This is a genomic window from Mycobacterium sp. NGS68, assembly GCF_059812195.1.
The window spans coordinates 1-24,256 of the sequence record NZ_JCALCE010000012.1; the positions used below are offsets into that span (position 1 = coordinate 1).

At 69.1% G+C, this 24,256-nt stretch carries 23 protein-coding genes; 16 read left to right on the plus strand and 7 right to left on the minus strand.

Annotated features, from left to right (window positions below; translation table 11 throughout):
* Nucleotides 1-44 precede the first annotated feature (44 nt).
* Complete coding sequence (locus AC5Y5V_RS14915; RefSeq protein ID WP_499936450.1) at nt 45-536, minus strand: alpha/beta fold hydrolase; 492 nt, start codon at nt 534-536, stop codon at nt 45-47.
* A 341-nt stretch (nt 537-877) separates the two neighbouring features.
* Between AC5Y5V_RS14915 and AC5Y5V_RS14920 the strand changes: the two genes are divergently transcribed.
* The 5 genes from AC5Y5V_RS14920 (at nt 878) to AC5Y5V_RS14940 (ending at nt 6,824) form a co-directional block, all read left to right on the plus strand.
* Nucleotides 878-1,111 carry a YlxR family protein gene (locus tag AC5Y5V_RS14920; RefSeq protein ID WP_499936452.1) on the plus strand — a complete coding sequence of 78 codons (234 nt, stop codon included), beginning with the start codon at nt 878-880 and terminating at the stop codon, nt 1,109-1,111.
* Nucleotides 1,112-1,210: 99 nt separating this feature from the next.
* Nucleotides 1,211-4,060 (plus strand): translation initiation factor IF-2, encoded by a 2,850-nt coding sequence (infB, locus tag AC5Y5V_RS14925; protein WP_499936455.1) that lies wholly within the window; start codon nt 1,211-1,213, stop codon nt 4,058-4,060.
* On the plus strand, nt 4,060-4,548 hold the full coding sequence (rbfA, locus tag AC5Y5V_RS14930; protein WP_499936459.1) for a 30S ribosome-binding factor RbfA: 489 nt from the start codon (nt 4,060-4,062) through the stop codon (nt 4,546-4,548). The genes infB and rbfA overlap by 1 nt, the downstream gene beginning before the upstream one ends.
* On the plus strand, nt 4,523-5,530 hold the full coding sequence (locus AC5Y5V_RS14935; RefSeq protein WP_499936461.1) for a DHH family phosphoesterase: 1,008 nt from the start codon (nt 4,523-4,525) through the stop codon (nt 5,528-5,530). Before rbfA ends, AC5Y5V_RS14935 begins: the two co-directional genes overlap by 26 nt.
* On the plus strand, nt 5,523-6,824 hold the full coding sequence (locus AC5Y5V_RS14940) for an MATE family efflux transporter (protein WP_499936463.1): 1,302 nt from the start codon (nt 5,523-5,525) through the stop codon (nt 6,822-6,824). Before AC5Y5V_RS14935 ends, AC5Y5V_RS14940 begins: the two co-directional genes overlap by 8 nt.
* 22 nt (nt 6,825-6,846) lie before the next feature.
* On the opposite strand, the gene AC5Y5V_RS14945 is transcribed toward AC5Y5V_RS14940, so the two are convergent.
* Genes AC5Y5V_RS14945 through AC5Y5V_RS14955 form a run of 3 tightly spaced genes read right to left on the minus strand, consistent with a single transcriptional unit; the run spans nt 6,847 to nt 9,990 of the window.
* A complete protein-coding gene (locus AC5Y5V_RS14945) occupies nt 6,847-8,028 on the minus strand; it encodes an RtcB family protein (RefSeq protein WP_499936467.1) in 1,182 nt (393 codons plus the stop codon).
* Between the two features lie 42 nt (nt 8,029-8,070).
* Nucleotides 8,071-9,234: a DUF4245 family protein gene (locus AC5Y5V_RS14950; RefSeq protein ID WP_499936472.1), complete on the minus strand. Its 1,164-nt coding sequence runs from the start codon at nt 9,232-9,234 to the stop codon at nt 8,071-8,073.
* A gap of 6 nt (nt 9,235-9,240) precedes the next feature.
* Nucleotides 9,241-9,990 (minus strand): enoyl-CoA hydratase, encoded by a 750-nt coding sequence (locus AC5Y5V_RS14955; RefSeq protein ID WP_499936475.1) that lies wholly within the window; start codon nt 9,988-9,990, stop codon nt 9,241-9,243.
* Nucleotides 9,991-10,128: 138 nt separating this feature from the next.
* Between AC5Y5V_RS14955 and AC5Y5V_RS14960 the strand changes: the two genes are divergently transcribed.
* Nucleotides 10,129-10,377, plus strand: coding sequence for a DUF2277 domain-containing protein (locus AC5Y5V_RS14960; RefSeq protein ID WP_499936477.1), 249 nt, complete (start codon nt 10,129-10,131; stop codon nt 10,375-10,377).
* Entirely contained in the window at nt 10,374-10,919 is a 546-nt protein-coding gene (locus AC5Y5V_RS14965) for a DUF1802 family protein (protein ID WP_499936480.1), read from the plus strand. The genes AC5Y5V_RS14960 and AC5Y5V_RS14965 overlap by 4 nt, the downstream gene beginning before the upstream one ends.
* 23 nt (nt 10,920-10,942) lie before the next feature.
* Here the strand turns inward: AC5Y5V_RS14965 and AC5Y5V_RS14970 are convergent, their stop codons facing one another.
* On the minus strand, nt 10,943-12,586 hold the full coding sequence (locus AC5Y5V_RS14970) for a CocE/NonD family hydrolase (RefSeq protein WP_499936932.1): 1,644 nt from the start codon (nt 12,584-12,586) through the stop codon (nt 10,943-10,945).
* 10 nt (nt 12,587-12,596) lie between these two features.
* Nucleotides 12,597-13,160, minus strand: coding sequence for a DUF3558 domain-containing protein (locus AC5Y5V_RS14975; RefSeq protein WP_499936936.1), 564 nt, complete (start codon nt 13,158-13,160; stop codon nt 12,597-12,599).
* Nucleotides 13,161-13,271: 111 nt separating this feature from the next.
* On the opposite strand from AC5Y5V_RS14975, the gene pptH reads away from it, so the two are divergent.
* The 5 genes from pptH to AC5Y5V_RS15000 are packed head-to-tail and all read left to right on the plus strand — an operon-like array spanning nt 13,272 to nt 18,276.
* Entirely contained in the window at nt 13,272-14,246 is a 975-nt protein-coding gene (gene pptH / locus AC5Y5V_RS14980) for an ACP phosphodiesterase PptH (protein WP_499936482.1), read from the plus strand.
* The gene (gene pptT / locus AC5Y5V_RS14985; protein ID WP_499936484.1) at nt 14,243-14,923 is read left to right on the plus strand and encodes a 4'-phosphopantetheinyl transferase PptT; all 681 of its coding nucleotides are present in this window, start codon (nt 14,243-14,245) and stop codon (nt 14,921-14,923) included. Before pptH ends, pptT begins: the two co-directional genes overlap by 4 nt.
* Nucleotides 14,920-15,801, plus strand: a complete 882-nt coding sequence (truB, locus tag AC5Y5V_RS14990; RefSeq protein WP_499936487.1) for a tRNA pseudouridine(55) synthase TruB — start codon at nt 14,920-14,922, stop codon at nt 15,799-15,801. Before pptT ends, truB begins: the two co-directional genes overlap by 4 nt.
* Nucleotides 15,802-15,839: 38 nt before the next feature.
* On the plus strand, nt 15,840-17,042 hold the full coding sequence (locus tag AC5Y5V_RS14995; RefSeq protein WP_499936491.1) for a lipid-transfer protein: 1,203 nt from the start codon (nt 15,840-15,842) through the stop codon (nt 17,040-17,042).
* A 1-nt stretch (nt 17,043) separates the two neighbouring features.
* Nucleotides 17,044-18,276 carry an acyl-CoA dehydrogenase family protein gene (locus tag AC5Y5V_RS15000; protein WP_499936493.1) on the plus strand — a complete coding sequence of 411 codons (1,233 nt, stop codon included), beginning with the start codon at nt 17,044-17,046 and terminating at the stop codon, nt 18,274-18,276.
* Between the two features lie 34 nt (nt 18,277-18,310).
* Here AC5Y5V_RS15000 and mntR read toward each other — a convergent pair whose 3' ends face one another.
* On the minus strand, nt 18,311-19,012 hold the full coding sequence (mntR, locus tag AC5Y5V_RS15005; RefSeq protein ID WP_499936495.1) for a manganese-binding transcriptional regulator MntR: 702 nt from the start codon (nt 19,010-19,012) through the stop codon (nt 18,311-18,313).
* A gap of 47 nt (nt 19,013-19,059) precedes the next feature.
* Between mntR and AC5Y5V_RS15010 the strand changes: the two genes are divergently transcribed.
* The 4 genes from AC5Y5V_RS15010 (at nt 19,060) to AC5Y5V_RS15025 (ending at nt 24,217) form a co-directional block, all read left to right on the plus strand.
* Nucleotides 19,060-20,028, plus strand: a complete 969-nt coding sequence (locus tag AC5Y5V_RS15010) for a bifunctional riboflavin kinase/FAD synthetase (protein WP_499936497.1) — start codon at nt 19,060-19,062, stop codon at nt 20,026-20,028.
* Between the two features lie 122 nt (nt 20,029-20,150).
* On the plus strand, nt 20,151-20,420 hold the full coding sequence (gene rpsO / locus AC5Y5V_RS15015) for a 30S ribosomal protein S15 (RefSeq protein WP_096438806.1): 270 nt from the start codon (nt 20,151-20,153) through the stop codon (nt 20,418-20,420).
* Nucleotides 20,421-20,700: 280 nt separating this feature from the next.
* Nucleotides 20,701-22,935: a polyribonucleotide nucleotidyltransferase gene (locus AC5Y5V_RS15020; protein WP_499936499.1), complete on the plus strand. Its 2,235-nt coding sequence runs from the start codon at nt 20,701-20,703 to the stop codon at nt 22,933-22,935.
* A complete protein-coding gene (locus AC5Y5V_RS15025) occupies nt 22,922-24,217 on the plus strand; it encodes a M16 family metallopeptidase (RefSeq protein ID WP_499936502.1) in 1,296 nt (431 codons plus the stop codon). The genes AC5Y5V_RS15020 and AC5Y5V_RS15025 overlap by 14 nt, the downstream gene beginning before the upstream one ends.
* Nucleotides 24,218-24,256: the final 39 nt, after the last annotated feature.

Genomic DNA, 24,256 nt, shown 5'->3' on the forward strand with positions numbered 1-24,256 from the left:
GCCCTTCTGAGATGGCGTGCTGGCTGATGCGCGGGGAATAGGCTTCATGCCTGCCTACGCGATGGCGAGCACGCGATTCTGAGCGATCCACTCGTCGTTCGCTCCATGGTCACGGGCAGCGCGGCGCCGGAGAAGACGAGGTGGTCGGCACGAGGTATCTCGACATAGCTCCCCTGTTGATACCGGGCAGCCGTCCTGCGGGCGAACTGCGGCGGCACGCGGCTTGATTCGCAGACCCAGCCGCTGAAGACTTCGCGGGCGGTCTCATCGGTCTGGGCGTTGGCTATCCGCCGCCGATACCGCTCCCGCGTCGGGGGATATCGCGGTTTGCCCCGGGGTGCGCGGCTGTAGAAAGCGCCGCGCGTAGGTGACGGGCAGGCGGCGACAACGCTGGCGTGCCGGGTGCGTGCGGCCACGAGCTGCGCCAGCAGCCCGCCCAGCGACAAGCCGAACAGAAGCGGCGGCGAGCCCCGCGAGTCGGCGAGCGCGGCGAGGTCATCGGTGTAGTCGCGGAAGCTCATCGTCGCGATCTTCATCGGCCTCTCCACAGGGGCAGATCATGATGTCGCGGCGTCGGGTTGTGCACCGTATAACGCGCTCCGCGAAAGCCGTCCGGGTGGAACAAGAGAGGTCGTCGCGGCCCCAATTGCCATGGATCAGAACGACATGCCTCGCGTCGGACATCAGGCTAAGAATGACACCAACGGATCGGTTGAAGCGGGCGATTCTGACCACCGGTCCAGTGACGCTAGACTGAGCCGTGATCCAGCGCGAGCGTTCGGCCCCCGAGGCTAGACGGGCGCACAGACACACAGATGGACCAGTGCGGACGTGTGTCGGGTGCCGAAAGCGAGAGCTGGCCGTCGAATTGCTTCGAGTGGTTGCTGCATCGACCGGGAACGGCGAATACGCCGTGATCGTTGATGCAGCGAGTAGCCTGCCGGGGCGGGGTGCATGGCTGCATCCCGTACCGCAGTGCCTGCAACAGGCGATAAGGCGGCGGGCTTTCAGCAAAGCGCTGCGCATCGCCGGTTCACCGGACACATCCGTGGTGGTCGAGCACGTCGAGCAACTGGACGCGCCCCGACCACCTGGGCAACAGAACAGGTAGCAAAGAACATGAGCACACCGTGAAGTCCCGATGACAATGCGTCATAGCTAACCCCCGAGGCGCGGCCCACGAACTGTCGCCTCATAGACAGGAGATGTAGTGGCAGGTAAGGCCCGCGTACACGAGTTGGCAAAGGAACTCGGTGTCACCAGTAAGGAAGTCCTCGCCCGGTTGAATGAACAGGGCGAATTCGTCAAATCCGCATCCTCGACGGTGGAGGCACCCGTCGCGCGCCGGCTGCGGGAGTCGTTCGGAGGCAGCAAGCCCGCGCCCGACAAGGGCCCGGCCAAGGCTCCGGATGTAGCCAGAGGTCCCGCGAAGCCCGTCGACCGGGCGCTGGACCAGGCGCTCGACAAGGCTGTAGGCAACGGTGAGGCGGTCGCCAAGCCGGCAGCGGGCACGGCCCCGGCGGCCCCGGCGGCCCAAGCCCAGCCCCAGGTCCAGGCCTCGGCAGCGCCGGCCGCTTCGTCGGCGGCCACCGAGGCGCCTGCGCGGCCGGCGCCGGGTCCACGCCCCGGTGCACCGACCCCCGCCGCCCCGGCGCCCCCCGTGGCGCCCGCCCAGCCGTCGAGCCCGGGACCCCATCCGGGCACCGCGCCCGGCGCGCGTCCCGGCCCGGCGCCCAAGCCGGGTGCGCGTCCTCCGCGCGTCGGCAACAACCCGTTCTCGTCGGCGCAGCCCGTCGACCGGCCCATCCCGCGTCCGCACCCGCAAGCGCCGCGGCCCGGGGCGCCCCGGCCGGGCGCACCGCGACCGGGTGGCGCTTCGCCCGGCAGCATGCCACCGCGGCCCGGTGGCGCCGGTGGACCCGGCGCTCGTCCGGCGCGGACCGGCGCCCCGAGGCCCGGCGGCGGTCGGCCCGGTGGGCCCGGCGGCGGTCGCACCGACGGTGGTGGCGGTAACTACCGCGGCGGCGGCGTAGGCGCCGGACCCGGCGGCGGCGCCGGAGGCTTTCGAGGCCGTCCCGGCGGTGGCGGTCCCGGTGGCGGCGGTCCCGGTGGCGGCGGCGGCCGTCCCGGCCAGCGCGGCGGTGCGGCCGGTGCGTTCGGTCGTCCCGGCGGTGCGCCCCGGCGCGGCCGCAAGTCGAAGCGGGCAAAGCGCGCCGAGTACGAGAACATGCAGGCGCCGGTCGTAGGTGGCGTGCGGTTGCCGCACGGCAACGGCGAGACCATCCGGCTGGCCCGCGGCGCATCGCTGTCGGACTTCGCCGACAAGATCAACGCCAACCCGGCCGCGCTGGTGCAGGCGCTGTTCAACCTCGGCGAGATGGTCACCGCGACGCAGTCGGTGGGCGACGAGACGCTCGAGCTGCTGGGCAGCGAGATGAACTACGTCGTGCAGGTCGTCAGCCCTGAGGACGAGGACCGCGAGCTGCTGGAATCCTTCGACCTGACCTACGGCGAGGACGAAGGCGGCGAGGAGGACCTCGAGCAGCGTCCGCCGGTGGTGACCGTGATGGGTCACGTCGACCACGGTAAGACCCGACTGCTGGACACCATCCGTAAGGCCAACGTCCGCGAGGCCGAGGCCGGCGGCATCACCCAGCACATCGGCGCCTACCAGGTCGGGGTCGACCTCGACGGCAACGAGCGGCTGATCACCTTCATCGACACCCCGGGTCACGAGGCGTTCACCGCCATGCGTGCCCGCGGCGCCAAGGCCACCGACATCGCCGTGCTGGTGGTGGCCGCCGACGACGGCGTGATGCCCCAGACGGTGGAGGCCATCAACCACGCGCAGGCCGCCGACGTGCCGATCGTGGTCGCGGTGAACAAGATCGACAAGGAGGGCGCCGACCCGGCCAAGATCCGCGGCCAGCTCACCGAATATGGTTTGGTGGCAGAGGATTTCGGTGGCGACACGATGTTCGTCGACATCTCGGCCAAGCAGGGCACCAACATCGAGGCACTGCTCGAGGCGGTCGTGCTGACCGCGGACGCGGCGCTGGATCTGCGGGCCAACCCCGACATGGAGGCCCAGGGTGTGGCGATCGAGGCGCACCTGGACCGCGGCCGCGGCCCGGTGGCGACGGTGCTGATTCAGCGCGGCACGCTGCGCGTCGGCGACTCGGTGGTCGCCGGCGACGCGTACGGCCGCGTCCGCCGGATGGTCGACGAACACGGCGAGGACATCGAGGCGGCGCTGCCGTCGCGCCCGGTGCAGGTCATCGGCTTCACGTCGGTGCCCGGCGCGGGTGACAACTTCCTGGTCGTCGACGAGGACCGCATCGCCCGCCAGATCGCCGACCGGCGCAGCGCCCGTAAGCGCAACGCACTGGCCGCGCGGTCCCGCAAGCGGATCAGCCTGGAGGACCTGGACTCGGCGCTGAAGGAAACCAGCCAGCTGAACCTGATCCTCAAGGGCGACAACGCCGGTACCGTCGAGGCGCTGGAAGAGGCCCTGATGGGAATCGAGGTCGACGACGAGGTGGCGCTGCGCGTCATCGACCGCGGTGTCGGTGGCATCACCGAGACCAACGTCAACCTGGCGTCGGCGTCGGACGCGATCATCATCGGCTTCAACGTGCGGGCCGAGGGTAAGGCGACCGAGCTGGCCAACCGCGAGGGCGTCGAGATCCGCTACTACTCGGTCATCTACCAGGCGATCGACGAGATCGAGAAGGCCCTGCGCGGCATGCTCAAGCCGATCTACGAGGAGAACCAGCTCGGCCGCGCCGAGATCCGGGCGCTGTTCCGGTCCTCGAAGGTGGGCCTCATCGCCGGCTGCATGATCACGTCGGGCGTGGTGCGCCGCAACGCGAAGGCGCGGCTGCTGCGGGACAACATCGTGGTCACCGAGAACCTGTCGGTCACCTCGCTGCGACGGGAGAAGGACGACGTGACCGAGGTCCGCGAGGGCTTCGAATGCGGTATGACGCTGGGCTACTCGGACATCAAGGAAGGCGACGTCATCGAGTCCTACGAGTTGGTCCAGAAAGAACGCACCTGATGGCCGACCCCGCCCGCGCGCGTCGGTTGGCCAAACGGATCTGCACGATCGTCGCGTCGGCGATCGAGTTCGAGATCAAGGATCCGGGCCTGGTCGGGGTGACCATCGTGGACGCGAAGGTCACCGCCGACCTGCACGACGCGACGGTCTACTACACCGTGATGGGCCCCTCGCTGGACGACGAGCCGGACCTGGACGGGGCCGCGGCCGCGCTGGAGCGGGCCCGAGGTGCTCTGCGCACCAAGGTCGGGGCGGGCACGGGTGTGCGCTTCACGCCTACCCTGACCTTCGAGCGGGACACAACGTCGGACAACGTGCACCGGATGGAGGAGCTGTTGGCCCGTGCCCGTGCGGCGGACGCCGATTTGGCGCGGGTTCGGGTGGGGGCGAAGCCGGCGGGGGAGGCCGATCCGTATCGTGCGACGGCGGCATCAGAACCGTTAGCCGATCCCGAGGACACCGGTGACGGCGATCGATCCGAACACTGAACTGGCGAGTGTCCCGGTCGCGGGGACACGTGTCGACGCCCTGGGCGCCGTTGAGTTGCTGGCGGCCGCGCAGGCCGTCGCGGTGATCTGCCACGTCCACCCCGACGCGGACACCATCGGCGCCGGGCTGGCCCTGGCCCTGGTGCTGGACAAGTGCGGCACGCGGGTCGAGGTCAGCTTCGCCGCACCGGCGACGCTGCCGGAGTCGCTGCGGTCGCTGCCCGGCTGTCACCTGCTGGTCACACCCGAGGAGTTGCGTCCGGACGCGGATCTGATGGTGACCGTCGACGTCCCGAGCGTGCATCGACTGGGCCGGCTGGGCGATCTCGTCGAGGACAAGCCCCTGCTGGTCATCGACCACCACGCCTCCAACGACTTGTTCGGCACCGCGAATTTCGTTGATCTATCCGCGGATTCGACCACGATGATGATCGCCGAGCTGCTCGACGCCTGGGAGAAGCCAATCGAACCCGATGTGGCGCACTGCATCTACGCCGGCTTGACGACGGACACCGGCTCGTTCCGCTGGGCCAGCGCGCGCGCCCTGCGGCTGGCGGCGAGGCTGGTCGACCTCGGCGTGGACAACGCCGCGATCAGCCGGACGGTCATGGACAGCCATCCGTTCGGGTGGTTGCCGATGCTGTCGCGGGTCCTGGGTTCCGCGCAGCTGCTGCCCGACGCGGTGGCGGGGCGGGGTCTCGTGTATGCGGTCGTCGACCATCAGGAGTGGGTCAACGCGCGGCCCGAGGAAGTCGAGAGCATCGTCGACATCGTGCGCACCACGCAACAGGCCGAGGTGGCCGCGGTGTTCAAAGAGGTTGACCCGCAACAGTGGTCGGTGTCGATGCGGGCCAAGAGCGCCGTAGACCTGGCCGCCGTCGCGTCCGGGTTCGGCGGCGGTGGGCACCGGCTGGCCGCCGGCTACTCGTCCGCCGGGCCGATCGACGACGTCGTCGCATCCCTGCGCGCCGCGCTTGGCTGAAGCGGGCCGGATCGCGGCGCTGGCGCTGCCGGCGCTGGGTGTGTTGGCCGCCGAGCCGCTGTACCTGTTGTTCGACACCGCGGTGGTCGGTCGGCTGGGTGCGCTGTCGCTGGCGGGTCTGGCGATCGGCAGCCTCGTGCTCGGCATGCTGGGCTCCCAGCTGAACTTCCTGTCGTATGGCACCACGGCGCGATCGGCGCGTCATTTCGGGGCCTCAGACCGGGCGGCGGCGGTCGCCGAGGGAGTGCAGGCGACCTGGCTGGCGCTGGGTCTGGGCGGGCTGATCGTCGTCGCGGTGGAGGCGACGGCGGGTCCGCTGGTGGCGGTGATCGCGGGTGGCCGATCGGGCGGTGCGGCGATCGCACACGCGGCGCTGCCGTGGCTGCGGATCGCGATCCTGGGCACGCCCGCGATCCTGGTCTCGCTGGCCGGCAACGGGTGGATGCGCGGGGTGCAGGACACGGTCCGGCCGCTGCGCTACGTGCTCGCCGGTTTCGGGCTGTCCGCGCTGCTGTGCCCGCTGCTGGTGTACGGCTGGCTGGGGTTGCCCCGCTGGGGGTTGTCGGGTTCCGCGGTGGCCAATCTGGTCGGTCAGTGGCTGGCGGCCGTGTTGTTTCTGGGCGCGCTGCCGGCCGAGCGGACCCGGCTGCGGCCCGACGGCGTGGTGCTGCGCGCCCAGCTGGTGATGGGCCGCGACCTGGCGCTGCGGACGCTGGCCTTCCAGGCCTGCTTCGTGTCGGCGGCAGCGGTCGCGGCGAGGTTCGGCGCCGCCGCCGTCGCCGCCCACCAGGTGGTGTTGCAGCTGTGGAATTTCCTTGCGTTGGTCCTGGATTCGCTGGCCATCGCCGCCCAGGCGCTGGTCGGTGCCGCGCTGGGCGCCGCCGAGGTCGGGCATGCGAAGTCGGTGGCGCGACGGGTGACCGGGTTCTCGTTCGTGGCGGCGACGCTGCTGGCCGCGGTCTTCGCACTGGGCGCGGGCGGGCTGCCGCGGCTCTTCACCGGCGACCCGTCGGTGCTCGCCGCCATCGGCGTGCCGTGGTGGTTCATGGTCGCCCAATTGCCGCTGGCGGGAATCGTTTTCGCGCTCGACGGGGTGCTGCTGGGCGCGGGCGATGCCGCCTACCTGCGGACGGCGACCATCGCCAGCGCGCTGCTCGGCTTCCTGCCGCTGGTGTGGCTGTCGCTGGCCTACGGCTGGGGTCTGGCTGGCATCTGGTCGGGGCTGAGCACGTTCGTGGTGTTGCGGCTGGTCTTCGGCGGTTCGCGGACGCTGTCGGGGCGGTGGGCGACGTAGCCTGCAGCGGCCTGACCCGACGTCATTCGCCCTTGACGTTGAGGATCTGGCGCAGCTCGTGGTCGACGCTGACCAGCTCGCGCGCGTCTTCCATCACCGCATCGATGTCCTTGTACGCCGCGGGGATCTCGTCGATCCACGCAGCGCCATGCCGGTACTCGATGCCGTGCATCGCCCGCGCGAGGTCGTCGGTGCTGAACCGCTTGCGCGCCTCCGTGCGGGAGAAGCGCCGGCCCGCGCCGTGCGGCGCGCTGCACAACCCGGCCTTGTTGCCCAGGCCGGTGACGATGTAGGAGCGTGTGCCCATGCTGCCCGGGATGACTGCGCGCACACCCTTGTTGGCGTTGATCGCGCCCTTGCGGGTGATCCAGACGTCCTTGCCGCCGTGGCGCTCCACCGTCGTGTAGTTGTGATGGCAGTTCACACGGTCGACCTCGATGTCGGCGGGGTCGTCGTCCATGTGCCGGGCGAGGACCTGCCGGAAGCGGTCCATCATCTCGGCGCGGTTGGCCAGCGCGAATTCCTGCGCCCACTTCAATTCCGTGATGTAGGCGGTGAATTCGCGCGTGCCCTGCGGCAGGTACGCCAGGTCCGGGTTCGGCAGCGTGATCCAGAACTGGGCCATCAGCTTCTGGGCGATCTTGATGTGGCGGTTGGCGATCTTGTTGCCGACGCCGCGGCTGCCCGAATGCAGGAACATCCAGACGCGGTCGTCGTCGTCGAGGCACAGCTCGATGAAGTGGTTGCCACCGCCGAGGGTGCCCAGCTGCAGGCGCCAGTTGGGCGAGTGCCGCAGATCGACGTTGTTCGAATCCGCCTGCTGCTCAAGCGATTCGATGCGCTGCGCGGTGAACCCGAAGCGGTCCGCCCGGTCGTTGTAGCCGCCCTTGCTCATCGGGATGGCCGCCTCGATGGAGGCGCGCAGCTCCGCAAGCGGCAGGCCGGCGATGTCGTCCTTGCCGTACTTGGTGCGCGCGGCGATCATGCCGCAGCCGATGTCCACGCCCACCGCGGCCGGGATCACCGCACCCATCGTCGGGATCACCGTCCCCACCGCGGAACCCTTGCCGACGTGCGCGTCGGGCATCAGCGCCACGTGCGGATGCACGAACGGCATCGACGCGGTGTCCTTCGCCTGTTCGATCGTGCCGTCGTCGATCTGCGAGGCGAAGTTGAGCAGCTTGTGCCCCTCAATCTTCTTCATGGCTACCAATGATGGCCCGGAAGCGCCGGGAAAGCTTCCGAATTATTCGATGCTGCCGTTGCTCGGTGCGGGCCTGAGGCGGGCGGCGATCGTCGCCAACTGGTCGGTACTGAGGTCGTTGGAGACCAGCATCACGAACGTCCCGTCGCGTTCGAAATGTGCCTGCGACTGCGGCCATTCGGCCGGGCTGACCCTCACCGAACTCCCATCGCGGACCACTTGTTGCCAGTCCGCATCGATCGAGTTCTGGTAGCGGTGGTCAGACGCCGCCATCTGCGAGATCGAGACGTTCTGGTGTCCGTCGTCGGAGCGGTAGCTCAGCGCGACCATCGCCGGGGACGGTGGGCGCTGCGAGGCTTCCACGAATATGCAGTGCATCCGCCAATCGGCGGGCACGCGGTCCGGCATGAGAACCGTGAACGGGGCGCGCTGCTGCGCTTGAGTGAGCGTGATGGGCTGCAGATCGTGGCGCGCTCGCGAAGGCGTGGGCTGGATTTCTTCGCCCTCCGGCGCCGCGAACCGGAACGTCTCGGCGGGAATGGGCTCGTCGAAGCGGATTGCGAGCGTGGTGATCTTGAAAAAGGGCTGCTCGTCGCGGATCGCGGTGACGGCCAACAGCGCTCCGCGTTCCTGGTCGACGTCGAGTTCGTAGCGGTGGGCGCCGGCGCCGAGTTCGTGCAGTTCGAGAGCCATCCCGTTGCGTGGATCCTCCGGGCGCGGCGTGGCGTGGGCCGTGATGGTGGCCCTGCCGGCGACCTGGGAGTTCCCCGCCACGCGGAAGCGCAGCGAGCGAAGCAGCGGCGCGGGATTGAGCATGAACTGCAGTTCCTGCCCGACGCTGCTGCCGATCCTGGGATCGTCCTGATTGCTCCTGGCACCCATGCTGTTGGACCAAAACCACCACAGTGGACCGTCAGCAACGGCGTAATCGCCGTCCCGATGACCACCGTGGTGCTCCGTGCGGGATCGGTGGCCGTCGCGCCAGATGCGCAGCGTCTCTTCGGTCTCGGGGGGCGCGGGACCACCTCCGCGGGCGGCGCTGACACTGCTGATCGAAGCCCCGCGCCGCTTCTGTTCCTCGATGTTTGCGCGAAACGCGGCACCCATGCGCTCGTCATGGCGCCAGAGGCGATAGGTCGCCTGCACCGTTCGAAACGAGTCGTCAGCGTCGTGTAGCAACACCAGCAGGGCGCCAAGCTCGGACATGGGTTTTTAGCGCACCTGCGAGCGGCCGCGCTGCAGCACGGCCTCACGGTTGGCCGCGATGTCGTCGCCGCTGGTCCGGAATTGCCTGGCCGCCATGGCTTCCAACCACAGCCCCTCGCTGGTCTGCGTCTCGTCGATGCGGTGGTAGGACGCCAGCAGGGCGCGCACCGCGTCCTGGTTGTTGCCGACGATCGTGGTCGCCACCTGGCGCGCGGTAGGCAGCAGCTGGTCGTGCGGCACCACCTCGGTGACCAGTCCGGCCCGCAGCGCGTCGGCGGCGGACAGGTAGTCGCCGGTCATGCTCATCCGTCGGGCCAGGCCCACGCCCACCTTCTGCGGCAACCGCACGCTCAGCCCCCACGTGGGTAGCAGGCCCACCCGCGCGTGGGTGTCGGCGAAGCGCGCATGCTCCGAGGCGATCACGATGTCGCAGTACAGGACGAGCTCCAGCCCGCCGGTGACGGCGGCGCCGTTGATCGCGCCGATCACCGGCTTGGCCATCGCCGGCCAGCGCGGCGAGATGTCCGGCAGCGCCGTCTGCCCGCCGAGTTCCTTGAGGTCCAGTCCCGCGCAGAACACCGGGTCGGCCCCGGTGACGATGACGACGTCGACGCCGTCGTCGGTCTCGGCGTCGGTCAGCGCCCCGAAGAACCGGTCACGCAGCGCCGAGGACAGCGCGTTGCGGGACTGCGGCCGGTTCAGGGTCAGCGTGCGGACCCGTTCGGTGGTTTCGATCAGCAGGATGTCGTCGGTCATAGGGCAACCGTAGTCGCGCCGTTTTCGCATCGACCCTGCGTCCAGGGTCACCGTCGCCGCGATTTCCACGCCACCAGCGCAGGGTCGGTGCCCTGAGCGCAGACTCGGGCATTGAACCCCGCGCCTATCGTGGAAATCATGTGCCGGAACATCACCGAACTGCGTGGGCTCGAGCCGCCGGCCAGCGGCCAGGAGATTGCGGCCGCGGCGCGCCAGTACGTGCGCAAGGTCAGCGGCATCACGCACCCGTCGGCCGCCAACGCCGAGGCGTTCGAGGCCGCCGTTGCCGAGGTCACCGCGACGACGACGCGCTTGTTGCAGGCACTGCCGGCGCGGCGCCAGCCGCCCAAGACCGTCCCGCCGCTGCGCCGTCTGGCCGCGCGTTGACGCTGGCGCTCAAGGAGTGGAGTGCGGCCGTGCACGCACTGCTCGACGGCCGGCAGACCGTTCTGCTGCGCAAAGGCGGCATCGGGGAGAAGCGGTTCGAGGTGTCGGCGCGGGAGTTCCTGCTGTTCCCGACGGTCGCGCACAGTCACGCCGAGCGGGTGCGGCCCGAGCACCGCGACCTGCTGGCCGCCGCGGCCGCGGACAGCGGCGAGGACCGGCTGACGCTGCGGGCCGCCGCGAAAGTTGTCGCCGCGCTGTCGGTCAACCGGTCCGAAGGCCTGCGAGACATCGAGGACCTGCACATCTGGACCGCCGATTCGGTGCGCGCCGACCGGCTCGACTTCCGGCCGAAGCACAGGCTGGCCGTGCTCGTCGTCCAGGCGATTCCGCTGGTCGAGCCGGTGCTGCTGGAGCGGACGGCGGAGTATGCCGGCTGCAAGAGCTGGGTGGCAATCCCCGCGCAGCCGAGCCTGGCCGCGCCGGTGCACGGCGATGACGCATTGGACCAGGTCACCGCCCGGGTACGCAACGCCGTCGGTTAGCGGGGGCGTCGGCGGGGGCAGCGCTAGCCAGCCCCCACCGGGAGCACCAGCCGCGATCGCCCGAAGTGCACCGAATGCGTGGCCGGCCGCACCTGCCGGCCCGTCAGCATCGGCTCGGCGGTGCCCAGGTTGCGGGCGTAGCGGGGGAACCAGCTGCCGGCCACCAGGACGCGGATGCGCGAACCGGCGCGGAAGCGGTGGGCGGTGGGGTCGAGTTCCAGGCGGACGATCTCCGATTGCGGATCCAGCCGCCGATAGCACTCGGTGACGTTGCGCGACCGGTCCCGGGCGTCGACCTCACTCACGCGGACGAACAGGTCGACATGCGGATTGTCGGCGGTATGCGCCAACTCGACGACGGCGTTGCCGTGCAGGTACAGGTCCTGGGTCAGCGTGGCGCTGGTGAAGGCGAGCACGTCGGGGCGTGCGGCGAGCCGGGTGTCGTCGCGGTAGCCGCCGCGCGGGGAGAGCATCGGACCGCCAATGGTCGGTGTGGGGTCCGCGGGGTCATAGCGGAATGTCGCGGGCGCGGACCCGGATTCGGGCGGGGTGTCGTCCAGATGGCCGCCGGGTCGCAGGTACAGCACGCGGTCGGTGGTGGCGGGGGGCCAGTCGGACAGGTCGCGCCAGCCGCGGTTGTTCACAAAGACGCGCACGGGGCTCGGGCGCTGGACCCCCGCCGCGACGCCGGCGTGGGCGTCGAGCCAGTCCAGCGATTCGCGGGCCACGGTGGACAGCCCCTTCGTCAGCATCTGGGTATGCGTCCACGGTCCGACCGTCAGCGCGACGTCCACGCCCCGGTCGCGCAGATGCCGGTACTGGTGCAGGCTCTGGCGCACGAAGAGGTCCTGCCAGCCGCTCAGCAGCAGCACCGGCGCCTGCACCCGGTCCAGCGCGGCGGGTAGACGCAGCCGATCCCAGAACGGATCCTCCTCGGCGGTTTGGATCCACGATTCGAACCAGGGCGCACCCGCGCCGAGCAAGGTCCGGGTCGACGTGCCGACGGGCAACTCGCGCAGCGTCCGCGCCAGGGTGCGCGGCGCGGTCAGCTGGCGGATCCCGACCCTGACGCGGTTGGGATCCTCCTGACGGGCGACCATGTCGCTCCAACCCAGGAAGTCGTTGATCGCAAACGAACCGGTGCCCCACACCGAGTCCCGGAAGTCGTGCGGCCCCACGACGATTACCGCCGCGGCCAATTCCGGCGGCGGGTCCGCCAGCAGCGCCCACTGGGTGAACCCCAGGTAGGACAGCCCGATCGTGGCGAACCGGCCGGTGAACCAGGGCTGCGCACGCAGCCACTCGACCGTGTCGGCGCCGTCGGCGACCTCGTTGACCATCGGCTCGAACGCCCCGCCCGACCCGAACGTCCCGCGCACGCTCTGCAGCACCACGTGGTAGCCACGCGCGGCGTACAGCCGGGCGAACGCCAGCGAGAACGGAAACCCGCGGCCGTAGGGGCACCGGGCCAGCAGGGTCCCGACGGGCCGCGATGTCGTCGGCGCGTAATGGTCGGCCACCAGGTGGATCCCGTCGCGCATGGGTACGCCGACGCGACGCACGGTATAGCGGGTGGTCACCGGCGGCAGTTTCAACAGGCCGCGCAGAGCGGTGTCGCCGGCCCGGCTGGTCAGGGTGTGCCTCACGAAGCCTCTCGAAGCCCAGATTAGGGACGGCTTAGAACTTGTACAGCGGGGCGAGGTCGTTGGCGCGCTGCAGGTTGGTCGGCATGCAGTCTGGCTCGGGGTTGGAGTAGACGGTCGAGAAGTACAGCGCCTGCTGCAGCACCCCGTAGCTGGTCTTGAAGACGACCATGCAGGAGTAGTACCAGAAGCTGTTGTGGTAAGTCGGCTTCACCACCCAGTACTGGGCGGCGCGGTGGCCCGCGATCGTTGTCTCCAGCGCGTCAGCGGGCAACGTCTGTTCGTAGGTGCGCCAGATGATGGGTTCGATGGCCATCTGATAGTTGCCCGCGTCGAGGTGGCAACGCAGCCCGTCCTCCCGTTCGGGCGGCGTGAACGCCAGCCCCAGCCGCTGCAACGCGTCGATCGGAAGGTCGTTGCACGGGTCGAACGGGCTGGGATCGGTGGTGGGCACGATCGGGCTCTTCAGGGTGGTCTGCATGGGTTGCGCGGTCGACCGCAACTGGACGGCCCCGCCGCCGATCGGCGCCGGCGGGGCGCTCTGCCAGCCCACGATCACCGCCGCCACCACAGCGCCGAGCGCTCCGATCAGCCGCATCCTGGTTAACACGACACCCCCTGCGCTCGGCGGCCCTTTTGCCCGGACTATACAAGTCGGTTCCCGGCCGTCACAGCGAAACCTGAACTTGGGTCGATAGGGTGGTTAATCGTGACCAGGCAACAACAAGGGCAGGAGTCCCACGGCGGCCAGCCCACGCTTTGGGCGGTCTCCGACCTGCACACCGGTCACACCGGCAACAAGCCCGTCACCGAGTCGCTGCACCCGTCGTCGCCGGACGACTGGCTGATCGTGGCCGGTGACGTCGCCGAACGCACCGACGAGATCCGCTGGGCGCTGGACCTGCTGCGGCGGCGGTTCGCCAAGGTGATCTGGGTGCCCGGCAACCACGAGCTGTGGACCACCACCCGTGATCCCATGCAGATCTTCGGCCGCGACCGCTACGACTACCTGGTCAATATGTGCGACGAGATGGGCGTGGTCACGCCCGAGCACCCGTTCCCGGTGTGGACCGAACGCGGCGGCCCGGCCACCATCGTGCCGATGTTTTTGCTCTACGACTACAGCTTCTTGCCGGCCGGGGCCGCCACCAAGGCCGAGGGCATGGCTATCGCCAAGGAGCGCAACGTGGTGTGCACCGACGAGTTCCTGCTCTCGTCGGAGCCCTACCACACCCGCGAGGCCTGGTGCCGGGACCGGCTGGCTGCCACCCGCAAACGCCTCGAGGAACTCGACTGGATGACGCCGACCGTGCTGGTGAACCACTTCCCGCTGGTGCGCGACCCCTGCGACGCCCTGTTCTATCCGGAGTTCTCGCTGTGGTGCGGAACCACCAAGACCGCCGACTGGCACACCCGGTACAACGCCGTCTGTTCGGTCTACGGCCACCTACACATTCCACGCACCACCTGGTACGACGATGTCCGGTTCGAGGAGGTGTCGGTGGGCTACCCGCGGGAGTGGCGGCGGCGCAAGCCGTACAGCTGGCTGCGGCAGGTGCTGCCGGATCCGCAGTACGCACCCGGTTACCTCAACGACTTCGGCGGTCACTTCGTAATCACCCCCGAGATGCGGGCGCAGGCCGCACAGTTCCGGGAACGGTTGCGGCAGCGGCAGTCTCGATGACGGCCGGCATGCTGGTGCCCGCCGTGCTGCCCGGCACGGTGATCGCGGACCTCGGGTACGCCGAGGTGTACGCCGACCCGCCTGGCCTCGAACCGCTTCCCGAAGAGGAGCCGCTGATCGCCAAGTCGGTCGCCAAGCGGCGCAACGAGTTCATCACCGCGCGGCACTGTGCGCGCATCGCGCTCAGTGAGCTCGGCCTGCCACCGGTGCCGATCCTCAAGGGCGACAAGGGACAACCGTGCTGGCCCGACGGCGTGGTGGGCAGCCTCACGCACTGCACGGGCTATCGCGGGGCCGTGGTGGGGCGCACCGCCGCGGTGCGCTCGGTGGGTATCGACGCCGAACCGCACGGCGTGCTGCCCGACGGCGTGCTGGACGCGATCAGCCTGCCCGAGGAGCGCGTCGAGCTGCCGCGGGCGATGCCGCCCGGCCTGCATTGGGACCGAATCCTGTTCTGCGCCAAGGAGGCCACCTACAAGGCCTGGTTTCCGCTGACCAAGCGGTGGCTGGGTTTCGAGGACGCCCACATCACCTTCTCGGCGGACTCCGAGACGTCGGGCCGCTTCGTGTCGCGGATCCTGATCGATCCCGAGGCGCTGTCCGGACCGCCACTCGCGTCGCTGGCCGGACGCTGGTCGGTGCAGCGCGACCTGGTGCTGACCGCCATCGTGCTATGACCGACCCGGGAATCGTGATCGTCGACAAGCCGGCGGGCATGACAAGTCACGACGTGGTGGGCCGGTGTCGTCGCATCTTCTCCACCCGCCGGGTGGGGCATGCGGGGACGCTGGATCCGATGGCCACGGGCGTGCTGGTCATCGGGGTCCAGCGTGCCACCAAGATCCTCGGCCTGCTGACGGCGACCTCGAAGTCGTATGCCGCCACCATCCGACTGGGTCAGCGCACGTCCACCGAGGACGCCGAAGGCGAGCTGCTGCAATCGGTTTCGGCCGAAGACGTGAGTACCGAGGATATCGTCCGGGCGATGGCCGTGCTGCGCGGTGACATCAAGCAGGTGCCGTCGGCGGTCAGTGCGATCAAGGTCGACGGCAAGCGCGCGTATCGGCTGGTCCGCGAGGGGCATAGCGTCGAACTTCAACCGCGGCCGGTGCGCATCGACCGCTTCGAGCTGTTGGCGGTGCGGGCTCACGATCGGCTCGTCGACTTCGACGTCGAGGTCGACTGCTCGTCGGGAACCTACATCCGGGCGCTGGCCCGCGACCTCGGCGAGGCGCTGGGCGTGGGCGGGCACCTCACGTCGCTGCGGCGCACCCGCGTCGGGCGATTCACGCTGGACCAGGCGTCGACGCTGGACGAGCTGGCCGAGCGGCCCAGGCTCAGCCTGACCCTCGACGAGGCCTGCCTGCTGATGTTCCCGCGCCGTGACCTGACGGCCGCCGAAGCCGAGGGGACCGGTCATGGCCGGCCGCTTGCGGCCGCGGGCGTCGACGGCGTCTATGCCGCCTGTGATCCCGACGGCCGCGTGGTCGCGCTGTTGCGCGACGACGGCCCGCGGACCAAGCCGGTGGTGGTGATCCGCCCCGCGACGCTGTAGTGCACACTCGAAGCCAACGAGTCAGAAGGGGGACAAAGTTGTCCAACAAATCCGCCAACAAGGTGTACGTCGTCGGCGTCGGCATGACGAAGTTCGAGAAGCCAGGGCGCCGCGAGGGCTGGGACTACCCGCAGATGGCCAAGGAGTCCGGCACCAAAGCGCTCGAGGATGCCGGGGTCCCCTACACCGACATCGAGCAGGGCTTCGTCGGCTACTGCTCGGGCGACTCCACCTCCGGGCAGCGCGCCCTCTACGAACTTGGCATGACCGGCATCCCGATCGTCAACGTCAACAACAACTGCTCGACCGGGTCGACGGCGCTGTTCCTGGGCGCGCAGGCGATTCGCGGCGGGCTGGCCGACTGCGTGCTGTCGCTGGGGTTCGAGAAGATGCAGCCCGGCGCGCTGGGCGGCGGCGCGACCGACCGGGAGTCGCCCCTGGGGCGGCACGTGCAGGCGCTGGCCGCGATCGACGAGTTCGCATTTCCGGTTGCGCCGTGGATGTTCGGGGCCGCCGGCCGCGAGCACATGAAGAAATACGGCACCACCGCCGAGCATTTCGCGAAGATCGGCTACAAGAACCACAAGCACTCGGTGAACAACCCGTACGCGCAGTTCCAGGAGGAGTACACGCTCGACGACATCCTGGCCGCCAAGATGATCTCCGACCCGCTCACCAAGCTGCAGTGCTCGCCGACGTCCGACGGCTCGGCGGCGGTGGTCCTGGCCAGCGAGGACTACGTGGCCAGGCACGGCCTGGCCGGACAAGCCGTGGAGATCGTCGGGCAGGCGATGACCACCGACTTCGCGTCCACCTTCGACGGCAGTGCGGCCAACATCATCGGCTACGACATGAATGTCCAAGCCGCCCAACGGGTCTACCAGCAGTCGGGTCTCGGCCCCGACGACTTCCAGGTGATCGAGCTGCACGACTGCTTCTCCGCCAACGAACTGCTGCTGTATGAGGCGTTGGGCCTGTGCGGCGAGGGTGAGGCGCCCAAGCTGGTCGACGACAATCAGACCACCTACGGCGGACGCTGGGTGGTGAACCCGTCGGGCGGGCTGATCTCCAAGGGGCACCCGCTGGGTGCGACGGGGCTGGCGCAGTGTTCGGAGCTGACCTGGCAGTTGCGCGGCACCGCCGACAAGCGTCAGGTCGACAACGTGACCGCGGCCCTGCAGCACAACATCGGGTTGGGCGGCGCGGCCGTCGTCACCGCCTACCAGCGCGCCGAGCGCTGACATGATCGAGTGGTCCGACACCGACCTGATGGTCCGCGACACCGTCCGCAAATTCATCGACAGGGAGATCCGGCCGAACCTGGACGCGCTGGAAAGCGGTGAGCTGTCGCCGTATCCGATCGCGCGAAAGCTGTTCAGCCAGTTCGGTCTGGACGTGATGGCCGCCGAATCGGTGAAGAAGATGCTGGAACGGGAGCGGGACGGAAAGAGCGGCGGCTCAGGCGGTTCGGGGGGATTCGGGGTAGGGCAGGGCTCGATGGCCGCGGTGCTGATCTCCGAGCTCGCCGGCGTCAGCATCGGGCTGCTCAGCACGGCGTCGGTCAGCCTCGGCCTGGGCGCGGCGACCATCATGAGCCGCGGCACGCTCGCCCAGAAGGAACGCTGGCTGCCCGACCTGATGACGCTGAACAAGATCGCGGCGTGGGCCATTACCGAGCCGGACTCCGGCTCGGATGCGTTCGGCGGCATGAAGACTCACGTCAAGCGGGACGGGTCCGACTACATCCTCAACGGGCAGAAGACGTTCATCACCAACGGGCCCTACGCCGACGTGCTGGTGGTGTACGCCAAGCTGGACGACGGCGACCCGGCGACCGACAAGCGCCACCGTCCGGTGCTGGTCTTCGTGCTCGACGCCGGCATGCCGGGGCTGACGCAGGGCAAGCCGTTCAAGAAGATGGGCATGATGTCCTCGCCGACCGGCGAGCTGTTCTTCGACAACGTGCGGCTGACTCCGGACCGGCTGTTGGGCGAGACCGAACAGTCGAGCGAAGGCGATGGCCGCGAGAGCGCGCGGGCCAATTTCTCCACCGAACGGATCGGCATCGCGATGATGGCGCTGGGCATCATCAACGAATGCCACCGGCTGTGTGTGGACTACGCCAAGACCCGCACGCTGTGGGGCAAGAACATCGGGCAGTTCCAGCTGATCCAGCTCAAGCTGGCGAAGATGGAGATCGCCCGGATGAACGTGCAGAACATGGTGTTCCAGACCATCGAGCGGCAGCAGGCGGGCAAGCCGCTGTCGCTGGCGGAGGCGTCGGCGATCAAGCTGTACTCATCGGAGGCCGCCACCGACGTCGCGATGGAGGCCGTGCAGTTGTTCGGCGGCAACGGCTACATGGCCGAATACCGCGTCGAACAGCTGGCCAGGGACGCGAAGTCGCTGATGATCTACGCCGGCAGCAACGAGGTCCAGGTGACCCACATCGCCAAGGGGCTGCTCTCGAACTAGGCCGGCGAGCGGGCTGAAGCGGCCCCCGGGAAGTTCAGGCCACGACCCAGATGGCCCGGGCGGCCGGGCTGCCCAGCTCCACGGTGGTCGCCCCGCCGTCGGCGGACTCGATGGCGACGGAGATCATGCCGGCGAACTCGCGGCGGGTCAGGACACGGAACTGCGAGTCCAGGCTGATTCCGACGCTGTCGAAATAGCGCAGCATCTCCGGGTCGGCGTCGGAGATACGGGCGACCTTGCCGGTGTCACCGTCGTCGCAGGCCCACAGCTGACGCGCCGGCGGGCTCGGGACCTGCCCGTCGGTGGCCGGGATCGGGTCGCCGTGCGGGTCGCGCCGCGGGAACCCGAGCTTGGCGTCGATGCGGGAGACCAGGCGGTCCGACACGGCGTGTTCGAGCACCTCGGCCTCGTCGTGCACCTCGTCCCAGCCGTAGCCGAGCTCGTTGACCAGGAAGGTCTCCAGCAGCCGGTGGCGGCGCACCATCGCCAGCGCCGCCCGTCGGCCCGCCTCCGTCAGCGTCACCGCGCCGTACTTCTCGTGGTTGACCATGCCCTGTTCGGCGAGCTTGCGGATCGATTCGGACGCCGTGCTGGCGGACACCCCCAGCTTTTCGGCGAGCATCTTGGTGCTGACCTTGTCCCGCGACCACTCCTGCGCCGTCCAAATGACCTTCAGATAGTCCTGGGCAACCGCGGTGAGCCCACCAGGCTCGTCGTCGTTGTCTGGAGCCCTCACAACCTAAGAGTTTAGGGGTAGCGCGCGCACGCCGTAGGCTTGCGATCGTGCAGCGGTGGCGCGGCCAGGACGAGATCCCCACGGATTGGGGTCGATGTGTGCTCACGATCGGGGTGTTCGACGGCGTGCATCGCGGCCACGCCGAGTTGATCGCGCACGCCGTCAAGGCCGGCCGCGCCCGCAATGTCCCGGCCGTCCTGATGACGTTCGATCCGCACCCGATGGAAGTGGTCTATCCCGGCAGCCATCCGGCGCAGCTGACCACGCTGACGCGGCGCGCCGAACTTGTCGAGGAGCTCGGGGTCGACGTGTTTCTGGTGATGCCGTTCACCACCGATTTCATGAAGCTCACGCCGGAGCGCTACGTGCACGAACTGCTGGTCGAGAACCTGCACGTGGTCGAGGTGGTGGTCGGGGAGAACTTCACCTTCGGCAAGAAGGCGGCCGGCAACGTCGCCACCCTGCGCAAGGCCGGAGAGCGCTTCGGGTTCGCGGTCGAATCGATGTCGCTGCTGTCCGAGCATCACAGCAACGAGACCGTGACGTTTTCCTCTACCTACATCCGCTCCTGCGTCGACGCCGGCGACGTGATGGCAGCGACCGAGGCGCTGGGCCGGCCGCACCGCGTCGAGGGCGTCGTGGTCCGCGGCCACGGGCGCGGCGCCCAGCTGGGCTTTCCGACCGCCAACGTGGCGCCGCCGATGTACTCGGCGATCCCCGCCGACGGCGTCTATGCGGCCTGGTTCACGGTGCTGGGACACGGGCCGGTGACGGGGTCCGTCATCCCTGGTGAGCGCTATCGGGCCGCGGTATCCGTCGGGACCAACCCGACCTTCTCCGGACGCACCCGCACCGTCGAGGCGTTCGTGCTGGACACCGACGCCGACCTGTACGGGCAGCACGTCGCGCTGGACTTCGTCGCGCGGATCCGCGGGCAACGCAAGTTCGACTCGATCGACGGCCTCGTGAAAGAGATCGCGAAGGACACCAAGCGCACGCGGACCCTGTTGGGGTAGCGCGCGGTTTCGGCCGTGTCGCCGTTCGCTGCTAAACTGCCCCACGACATCGGCGCGTGCTGCGGTTCGCGGTGGCCGCGCTCTGAATTCCCTGATCGCGGACCTATTGATGGAGATATTTCGTGGCGCTTACTGCCGAGCAGAAAAAAGAGATTCTGGGCCAGTACGGCCTGCATGACACCGACACCGGGTCGCCGGAGGCGCAGATCGCGCTGCTGACCAAGCGCATCGCGGACCTCACCGAGCACCTGAAGGTGCACAAGCACGACCACCACTCGCGGCGGGGGTTGCTGCTGCTGGTGGGTCGGCGCCGCCGGCTCATCAAGTACATCTCCCAGATCGACGTCGAGCGCTACCGTTCGCTGATCGAACGGCTGGGTCTGCGCCGCTGACCTGCCCGTGTAGAGTGGGGGCGTTCTGGGCCGGTTCGGTCCAGCAAACGGTGCGGTTCGCGCAGATCCGCGTGCGCCGTTCCAGCGTGCCGCTAGGCGTGTCACGGGGAGCAGCCCAGTCTGCATCGGGCGGTCCTCGGTAGTGGCTGCCGGGCTCCCCGGATCTGGGGCAGGTCGGCCGCTTCGATCGATGGCCGTAGCCGTATTCGGACTCTTGCTTCTCTGGGCGCCTGTTGGCGCGCGAAAAAGATGAATAGCGAGAGAGGCCATACGGACACCTATGTCTGTAGCTGAAATTGAAGAGGGCGTGTTCGAGGCGACCGCCACCATCGACAACGGGAGCTTCGGCACCCGGACCATTCGTTTCGAGACCGGTCGGTTGGCCCAGCAGGCCGCCGGCTCCGTGGTCGCCTACCTGGACGAAGAGAACATGCTGCTGTCGGCGACCACCGCCAGCAAGCACCCCAAAGAACACTTCGACTTCTTTCCATTGACGGTCGACGTCGAGGAGCGGATGTACGCCGCCGGCCGCATCCCCGGCTCGTTCTTCCGGCGCGAGGGCCGGCCGTCCACGGACGCGATCCTGACCTGCCGGCTGATCGACCGTCCGCTGCGCCCGTCGTTCGTCGACGGCCTGCGCAACGAGATCCAGGTCGTCGTGACGATCCTGAGCCTGGACCCCAACGACCTGTACGACGTCGTGGCGATCAACGCCGCGTCGGCGTCGACCCAACTGAGCGGCCTGCCTTTCTCCGGGCCCGTCGGGGGCGTGCGGGTGGCGCTGATCGACGGCACCTGGGTCGCCTTCCCCACGGTCGAGCAACTCGAGCGGTCCGTGTTCGACATGGTGGTGGCGGGCCGCAAGGTGGAGGATGACGTCGCGATCATGATGGTCGAGGCCGAGGCCACCGAGAAGGTCATCGAGCTCGTCGAGGGCGGCGCCCAGGCGCCGACGGAAACCGTTGTGGCGGAAGGCCTCGAGGCGGCCAAGCCGTTCATCGCCGCGCTGTGCACCGCGCAGCAGGAGCTGGCCGACGCTGCTGCGAAACCGAGCCGCGAGTACCCGACCTTCCCGGACTACGAGGACGACGTGTACGACTCGGTGTCCGCGGTGGCCACCGAGGAGCTGGCGGCCGCGCTGACCATCGGCGGCAAGGCCGAACGCGACGCGCGCACCGACGAGCTCAAGGCCGAGGTGCTGACGCGGCTCGCCGACACCTTCGAGGGGCGTGAGAAAGAGATCAGCGCCGCGTTCCGGTCGCTGACCAAGAAGCTGGTCCGCCAGCGCATCCTCACCGACCACTTCCGCATCGACGGCCGCGGCATCACCGACATCCGCGCGCTGTCGGCCGAGGTCGCCGTCGTCCCGCGGGCGCACGGCAGCGCGCTGTTCGAGCGCGGCGAGACCCAGATCCTGGGCGTGACCACGCTGGACATGGTCAAGATGGCCCAGCAGATCGACTCGCTGGGGCCCGAGACGTCAAAGCGGTACATGCACCACTACAACTTCCCGCCGTTCTCCACCGGTGAGACGGGCCGCGTCGGTTCGCCCAAGCGGCGCGAGATCGGTCACGGCGCGCTGGCCGAGCGGGCACTGATCCCGGTGCTGCCCAGCGTCGAGGAGTTCCCGTACGCCATCCGGCAGGTGTCGGAGGCCCTGAGCTCCAACGGCTCCACGTCGATGGGCTCGGTGTGTGCGTCCACGCTGGCGCTGCTGAATGCCGGTGTGCCGCTGAGGGCGCCGGTCGCCGGCATCGCGATGGGCCTGGTTTCCGATGACGTCGAGGGTGAGACCCGCTACGTCACGCTGACGGACATCCTGGGTGCCGAGGACGCGTTCGGTGACATGGACTTCAAGTGTGCGGGCACCAAGGACTTCGTGACCGCTCTGCAGTTGGACACCAAGCTGGACGGCATCCCGTCCAAGGTGTTGGCTGGGGCGCTGGCCCAGGCCAAGGATGCGCGCCTGACGATTCTCGAGGTGATGGCCGAGGCCATCGACCAGCCCGACGAGATGAGCCCCTATGCGCCGCGGGTGACCACCATCAAGGTCCCGGTGGACAAGATCGGCGAGGTCATCGGGCCCAAGGGCAAGGTCATCAACGCGATCACCGAGGAGACCGGCGCGCAGATCTCGATCGAGGACGACGGCACGGTGTTCGTCGGCGCCACCGACGGGCCGTCGGCGCAGGCCGCGATCGACCGGATCAACGCCATCGCCAACCCGCAGCTGCCGACGGTCGGCGAGCGGTTCCTCGGAACCGTGGTCAAGACAACCGATTTCGGTGCTTTCGTATCGCTGCTGCCCGGTCGTGACGGTCTGGTGCATATCTCCAAGCTCGGCAAGGGCAAGCGCATCGCGAAGGTCGAGGACGTGGTCAACGTCGGCGACAAGCTGCGCGTGGAGATCGCCGACATCGACAAGCGGGGCAAGATCTCGCTGATCCTGGTGGCCGACGAGGACGCTGCGGCCGCCGCCACGCCGGAGACCGCGCCGGCCGATGCCGTCAGCTGATCGGGCGCTGCGCCGCACGACGTTGCCCGGGGGCCTGCGTGTGGTCACTGAGCACCTGCCGGCGGTGCGCTCCGCGTCGGTCGGCGTCTGGGTCAACGTCGGGTCGCGCGACGAGGGTGCCACCGTGGCGGGCGCGGCGCACTTCCTCGAGCACCTGCTGTTCAAGTCGACGCCGACGCGCACGGCCGTGGACATCGCCCGGGCGATGGACGCGGTCGGCGGGGAGCTGAACGCGTTCACCGCCAAGGAGCACACCTGCTATTACGCGCACGTGCTCGACAGCGACCTGGCGCTGGCGGTCGACCTCGTCGCCGACGTCGTGCTCAACGGGCGCTGCGCGGCCGACGACGTCGAGCTTGAGCGCGCCGTCGTGCTCGAGGAGATCGCGATGCGCGACGACGACCCGGAGGATGCGCTGGGCGACATGTTCCTGACGGCGCTGTTCGGGGACCACCCGGTGGGCCGTCCGGTGATCGGCACCACGCAATCGGTCTCGGCGATGACGCGCAGCCAGCTGAACTCGTTTCACGTGCGGCGTTACACGCCGGAGCGGATGGTCGTCGCGGTGGCCGGCAACGTCGACCACAACGAGGTCGTCGCGCTGGTGCGCGAGCACTTCGGGCCGCGGCTGGTCCGCGGGCGGCATCCCGTCGCGCCGCGCAAGGGCGCCGGGCGGGTCAACGGCGGCACTCAGCTCACGCTGGGCAAGCGCGACGCCGACCAGGTCCACGTGTCGCTGGGGGTACGCACGCCCGGGCGCGGCTGGACGCAGCGCTGGGCGCTGGCAGTGCTGAACACGGCGCTGGGCGGCGGGCTGAGTTCGCGGCTGTTCCAGGAGGTGCGGGAGTCCCGGGGGCTGGCCTACTCGGTGTACTCGGCGCTGGACATCTTCGCCGACACCGGCGCGCTTTCGGTGTATGCGGCGTGCCTGCCCGAGCGGTTCGCCCAGGTGATGCGGGTGACCAGCGAGGTGCTCGAGGCCGTGGCGCGCGACGGCATCACCGAGGCGGAGTGCCGGATCGCGAAGGGGTCGCTGCGCGGCGGGCTGGTGCTCGGGCTGGAGGATTCCAGCTCGCGGATGAGCCGGATCGGCCGCAGCGAACTGAACTATGGCAAGCACCGCAGCATCGAGCACACCCTGCGGCAGATCGACGCGGTCACCGTCGAGGACGTCAACGCGGTGGCCCGCCAACTGCTGAGCAAAAGCTACGGCGCGGCGGTTCTCGGGCCGTTGAACTCGAAACGATCTCTGCCGCAACAGCTTCGGGCGATGGTAAGCTAGCCCCAAATGTCCGCCTCCTCACTCGCGCCGTGCCGGCGC

Coding starts and splice junctions, on each gene's coding strand:
- AC5Y5V_RS14955 (WP_499936475.1), bottom strand. CDS start 9,990: ATGACCGACGACATCCTGCTGATCGAAACCACCGAACGGGTCCGCACG.
- pptT (WP_499936484.1), top strand. CDS start 14,243: ATGACGGCCGGCATGCTGGTGCCCGCCGTGCTGCCCGGCACGGTGATC.
- AC5Y5V_RS15025 (WP_499936502.1), top strand. CDS start 22,922: ATGCCGTCAGCTGATCGGGCGCTGCGCCGCACGACGTTGCCCGGGGGC.
- AC5Y5V_RS14950 (WP_499936472.1), bottom strand. CDS start 9,234: ATGTCCGAGCTTGGCGCCCTGCTGGTGTTGCTACACGACGCTGACGAC.
- truB (WP_499936487.1), top strand. CDS start 14,920: ATGACCGACCCGGGAATCGTGATCGTCGACAAGCCGGCGGGCATGACA.
- rbfA (WP_499936459.1), top strand. CDS start 4,060: ATGGCCGACCCCGCCCGCGCGCGTCGGTTGGCCAAACGGATCTGCACG.
- AC5Y5V_RS15000 (WP_499936493.1), top strand. CDS start 17,044: ATGATCGAGTGGTCCGACACCGACCTGATGGTCCGCGACACCGTCCGC.
- AC5Y5V_RS14975 (WP_499936936.1), bottom strand. CDS start 13,160: ATGCGGCTGATCGGAGCGCTCGGCGCTGTGGTGGCGGCGGTGATCGTG.
- AC5Y5V_RS14915 (WP_499936450.1), bottom strand. CDS start 536: ATGAAGATCGCGACGATGAGCTTCCGCGACTACACCGATGACCTCGCC.
- AC5Y5V_RS14960 (WP_499936477.1), top strand. CDS start 10,129: ATGTGCCGGAACATCACCGAACTGCGTGGGCTCGAGCCGCCGGCCAGC.
- AC5Y5V_RS14945 (WP_499936467.1), bottom strand. CDS start 8,028: ATGAAGAAGATTGAGGGGCACAAGCTGCTCAACTTCGCCTCGCAGATC.
- AC5Y5V_RS15020 (WP_499936499.1), top strand. CDS start 20,701: ATGTCTGTAGCTGAAATTGAAGAGGGCGTGTTCGAGGCGACCGCCACC.